The 5,524-nt window shown below is 41.3% G+C and carries 4 protein-coding genes; 2 read left to right on the top strand and 2 right to left on the bottom strand.

The window, feature by feature from the left end; genetic code table 11:
• Nucleotides 1-226 precede the first annotated feature (226 nt).
• The gene (locus F6K13_RS16040) at nt 227-3,820 is read left to right on the top strand and encodes an AAA-like domain-containing protein (RefSeq protein WP_287287828.1); all 3,594 of its coding nucleotides are present in this window, start codon (nt 227-229) and stop codon (nt 3,818-3,820) included.
• A 236-nt stretch (nt 3,821-4,056) separates the two neighbouring features.
• The gene (locus tag F6K13_RS16035) at nt 4,057-4,305 is read left to right on the top strand and encodes a hypothetical protein (RefSeq protein ID WP_287287827.1); all 249 of its coding nucleotides are present in this window, start codon (nt 4,057-4,059) and stop codon (nt 4,303-4,305) included.
• 228 nt (nt 4,306-4,533) lie between these two features.
• Here the strand turns inward: F6K13_RS16035 and F6K13_RS16030 are convergent, their stop codons facing one another.
• Nucleotides 4,534-4,869 carry a XisI protein gene (locus F6K13_RS16030; protein ID WP_124143062.1) on the bottom strand — a complete coding sequence of 112 codons (336 nt, stop codon included), beginning with the start codon at nt 4,867-4,869 and terminating at the stop codon, nt 4,534-4,536.
• A 160-nt stretch (nt 4,870-5,029) separates the two neighbouring features.
• Complete coding sequence (locus tag F6K13_RS16025; protein ID WP_124143063.1) at nt 5,030-5,446, bottom strand: XisH family protein; 417 nt, start codon at nt 5,444-5,446, stop codon at nt 5,030-5,032.
• Nucleotides 5,447-5,524: the final 78 nt, after the last annotated feature.

Below are 5,524 nucleotides of genomic sequence, written 5' to 3'. Positions count from 1 at the left end.
CATAAATTCTAAAATTTCCACCTTTTTTCCTCTTTAATATTTATGTTTTTCTTTCTCTGTTCCCAGCTCCGGTGTTCCCAGTTAAGTGTGTCCTCACCCTTTGCAATATTTTATGAAATTGGTATAACTAGCTGTCAACTAAAAGCTTTGAGCTATCAGGTTAGGGTGGGAATTTCTATCCACTTCTTGCTTCTTGCTTCTTCCCTTTTCCTTCTTCAAATTAACTATGAATAATTACGAATACTACATCGGTGGAAGTCTGCCAATTCATGCCAAAACTTATGTAAAAAGACAAGCAGATGAAGACTTATATCAAGGTTTAAAAAACGGAGAATTTTGCTATGTATTAAACTCCCGGCAAATGGGAAAATCTAGCTTGCGAGTCAAAACAATGCAACGCTTAAAACAAGAAAATGTTGCCTGTGTCAGCATTGATATGACAGAAATTGGCATTTATGATATTACCCCTTCAGAATGGTACGCCAGTATTATTGATACTATTTTAACTGCCTTAAATTTAGATGATGATTTTGATATTGAGGAATTTTGGGAAGGCAATAACAAACTTTCCAATATCAAACGGTTTAGTAAATTTATTAGTCAAAACTTATTGCCTTCTATTTGCCAACAAATTGTAATTTTTATCGATGAAATAGACAGTACCATCAGCCTACCTTTTAACATTGATGACTTTTTCGCACTTGTCCGAGATTGTTACAATAAACGGGCAGATAATTCTGATTATCAAAGGTTAACTTTTGCCATGATTGGAGTCGCAACTCCCGCAGATTTAATTAAAGATAAAAAACGTACTCCTTTTAATATTGGTAGAGCCATAAAATTAACAGGTTTTCAGTTAGCTGAAGTCGAACCATTAGCACAAGGTTTAGTTGACAAAACTACCAATATTCATAAATTGATGGAGGTAATTTTAGATTGGACCGGAGGCCAACCATTTTTGACCCAGAAAGTTTGTAAATTAATTCAGGATAGTCCAGAAATTGTACCAGATGACCAAGAGGCAGAATGGGTCGCCAATTTGCTCAGACAGAGAATAATAGACAATTGGCAAGTACATGATGACCCAGAACATTTAAAGACAATACGCGATCGCCTGTTGGTGAATGAAAAACGGGCGAGTCGGTTATTAGGTCTGTATCAGCAGATTTTAATCACCCACACTTTAGAACTGAGAACTCAGAACTCAGAACTCAGAAGTGATACTCCCCACACTTTAGAACTGAGAACTGAGAACTCAGAACTCAGAAGTGATACTCCCCACACTTTAGAACTGAGAACTGAGAACTCAGAACTCAGAAGTGATACTCCCCACACTTTAGAACTGAGAACTCAGAACTCAGAACTCAGAAGCGATACTCCCCACACTTTAGAACTGAGAACTCAGAACTCAGAACTCAGAAGCGATACTCCCCACACTCCCAATATTCCCCTCCTGGGAGGGGTTAGGGAATCCCACATCCAGGCAAATGACAACCCCAACCAAATGGAACTCCGTCTTACAGGTATAGTAGTAAAACAGGAACAGCGGTTGCAGGTTGCTAACCGTATTTATCAAGAAGTGTTTAATCTCCAGTGGGTAGAAAAAGAGTTGGAAAAGTTGCGTCCCTACTCAGAAGCATTTACTGCTTGGGAAGAGTCAGAATATCAGGACGAGTCTCGACTGTTACGGGGTCAAGCATTGACTGATGCTTTAGCGTGGTCTGTGGATAAAAGTCTGAGCGATCGCGACTATCAATTTTTAGCTGCTGCTCAGGAGGTGGAGAAACAGGCGATCGAGTTGGAGAAGTTGGAAGCGCAGGTAAAGTTGGATGCTCAGTTAAAGGCAAATCAGATATTAGAAGAAGCGAAGCAGATAGCAGACCTGAAGTTGGCAGAAGCAGAAGCAGTGGGAAAAAGTATTACCTCTAAATTATTGTCTAACTCTGGTAAACATTTTGAAGGGTTGTTGCAAGCATTGAGAGCGGCGAAACAACTACCACTCGCTAGGGAGATATTCCAACCCCAGGATGAGAGCAAAATGCAGATAATAGATGCTCTGAGTCAAGCTATATATATAATAGATGATGGAAAGTACCGAGAACTTAACCGTCTTCAGGGGCATAAGAATTCGGTCAATGGTGTAGCATTTAGTCCGGATGGAGAAACTATTGCTTCTGCAAGTGAAGACAAAACAGTAAAATTGTGGAATCATCAGGGGCAATTATTGCAGACTCTCACCGGCCATGAGAATTGGGTCTATGGTGTAGCATTTAGCCATGATGGCCAGATGATTGCTTCTGCAAGTGATGGCAAAACAGTGAAGTTGTGGAACCAAGAGGGGAAATTATTGCAGACTCTCATTGGCCATAATAACTGGGTCTGGGGTGTAGCATTTAGTCCAGATGGAGAGACTATTGCCACTGCAAGTGCTGACAAAACGGTAAAACTGTGGAACCGTCAGGGAAAATTATTGCAGACTCTCACCGGGCACGAGGATGATGTCAATGGTGTAGCATTTAGTCCGAATGGCCAGATGATTGCTTCTGCTAGTTGGGACAATACTCTAAAACTGTGGAACCGTCAGGGAAAATTATTGCAGACTCTAACAGGGCATGAGGGTTATGTCAATGGTGTAGCATTTAGTCCGGATGGCCAGATGATTGCTTCTGCTAGTTTAGATAAAACAGTAAAATTGTGGAACTGTCAGGGGCAATTATTGCAGACTCTAACAGGGCATGAGGGTTATGTCGATGGTGTAGCATTTAGTCCGGATGGAGAGACTATTGCCACTGCTAGTGGTGACAATACAGTGAAATTGTGGAACCTTAAGGGGCACCTGTTGCAGACTCTCACCGGCCATGAGAATGAGGTTAATGGTGTAGCATTTAGTCCGGATGGAGAGACTATTGCCACTGCTAGTGGTGACAATACAGTGAAATTGTGGAACCGTCAGGGGAAATTATTGCAGACTCTCATCGGCCATAAGAACTGGGTCTTTGGTTTAGCTTTTAGTCCGGATGGAGAGACTATTGTCACTGCAAGTGCTGACTCTACGGTGAAATTGTGGAACCGTCAGGGGAAATTATTGCAGACTCTCATCGGCCATGAGAATTCGGTCTTTGGTTTAGCTTTTAGTCCGGATGGAGAGACTATTGCCACTGCAAGTGCTGACTCTACGGTGAAATTGTGGAACCGTCAGGGGAAATTATTGCAGACTCTCACCGGCCATGAGAATGAGGTCTGGAGTGTAGCATTTAGTTTGGATGGAGAGATGATTGCCACTGCAAGTGCTGACTCTACGGTGAAATTGTGGAACCGTCAGGGGAAATTATTGCAGACTCTCACCGGCCATGAGAATGAGGTCTGGGGTGTAGCATTTAGTCCTGATGGAGAGACGATCGCAACTGCAAGTCGTGACAAAACAGTAAAATTGTGGAACCGTCAGGGGAAATTATTGCAGACTCTCACCGGCCATGAGAGATCCCTCAGAGGTGTAGCATTTAGTCCGGATGGAGAGACGATCGCAACTGCAAGTCGTGACAAAACAGTAAAATTGTGGAACCGTCAGGGGAAATTATTGCAGACTCTCACCGGCCATGAGAATGAGGTTAATGGTGTAGCATTTAGTCCGGATGGAGAGACGATCGCAACTGCAAGTCGTGACAAAACAGTAAAATTGTGGAACGTTTGGAAATTCGATCGCCTCCATGAATGGGGTTGCAACTGGATGCGCGACTACCTCGAAAATAACCCCAATGTCAGTGAAAGCGATCGCCATTTGTGTGACGGTGTTATATCATGTCCGGTTGAACAGTTATAAATAAATAACGGCGGAGTCCTCAGGAGTCAGGAGTCAACCCACCCCTCGCCCCTCCCAACCCACCCCTAACCCCTCCCAGGAGGGGAGGGGAAGTCAGGAGAAAAGAGGGAAGGAAGAAGAACAACTGGAGTTGAAGGAGAAAGTTTTTTTATAACTAATTATCCGGACATAATATTATAAATATAGCGCTGTGCGCAGGGAACAGGGAACAGGGAACAGGGAACAGGGGGAATAAATTGCCGTTTGCGCAAGCATTCCGTAGGAATCATATAAGACTTCTAGCTCTTTTGCCCCTACTACAATTTGTAAATATACCAGCGCTCATTGCTATAAATAACGGCGGAGTCCTCAGGAGTCAACCCACCCCTCCCCCCTCCCCCTCCCAGGAGGGGAAGTCACCTCCTCAGGAGGGAAGAAAGAAGAAGGAAGAAGAAGAACTGGAGTTGAAGGAGAAAGTTTTTGATCACGCTCTTATCCGGACATGATATAGCGCTGTGCGCAGGGAACAGGGAACAGGGAACAGGGAACAGGGGGAATAAATTGCCGTTTGCGCAAGCATTCCGTAGGAATCATATAAGACTTCTAGCTCTTTTGCCCCTACTACAATTTGTAAATATACCAGCGCTCACTGCTATATTACCAAAATATCCTCCGAACGTTGACAATTATACAGTAGGTTCAGTTTTGCATAGAAACTGTCTTTTTTTTCCTTTTCAAGACACAGCAAAACCTGTATATTTTCGTTTATAGGGTGCGTGAAAAGCTAGAACAATATCTGACGATGGTACTCCTAAATCTACTAATTCACTAGCAATACCAATTTCTGTACCATCATGTTGTATCCAAATTTTTTCATTTTTAATATCTATTTGTAATACACAACCCCGTACTCGTCTATTGCCGTGCCAACCTACATTTATTAATTGGTAATGGTCGCGTTCTTCATCAAAAATAACTTGTACTTCTATCTCTCCATAAGATGGTTTATATTGACTATAGTCGGTAATAATCTTTTTAATATTTTCTCGATATTTAGCTAATTTTTCCATTGCACAATAACCTCTTTTTTAGCATCATAGACAATTAATTTAATTTCATTTTCTTCAACTACTATAGCAATCCTAAATAAGTTGTGACAAATCAAAGAGTAGATCAAAAAACTGAAACTCCCATCTGTTCCCTTTTCCCAGTTAAGTGTTCCCTATTTAGCTAATTTTTCCATTGAACAATAACCTCTTTTTTAGCATCATAGACAATTAATTTAATTTCATTTTCTTCAACTACTACTTGGGTAAAAATAAGAGTAAAAAAACTTTCATAAGCATCTTCAGACACAGCTAAATAGAGAGTTCTGCCTGGTTGATTTCTCCTTAATACTGTTCGATAGTTAATAAATTGCCCCAAGGCGTTATGAAATTCGGAAATTAGGGACTGTCGAAGAAAACTTTTGATTTCAACTGCGATTTGTTTTCCCTCTTTTTCAGCGCCAATAAGTTTTTCAGCACCCAGATCGACATACATATCAACACCACCAAATTCTAGATAAAGGGGGTCATCAGTAATTGTCCAATTTTCTTTGATTAAAGCGTTTTTAACAGCATCATGGAAGATATCTTTAGCAGGCATAATACCAAATTGATAAATGTTTGCTACAAATAGCTAGGATATTTCTTAGGAGTCAGGAGTCAGGAGTCAGGAGTCAGA

The organism is Okeania sp. SIO2B9 (assembly GCF_010672505.1).
GTDB classification, from domain to species: Bacteria; Cyanobacteriota; Cyanobacteriia; order Cyanobacteriales; family Microcoleaceae; genus Okeania; species Okeania hirsuta.
Note: the sequence above shows the minus strand (reverse complement) of the source record. Positions and strands in the feature narration are given on the sequence as shown.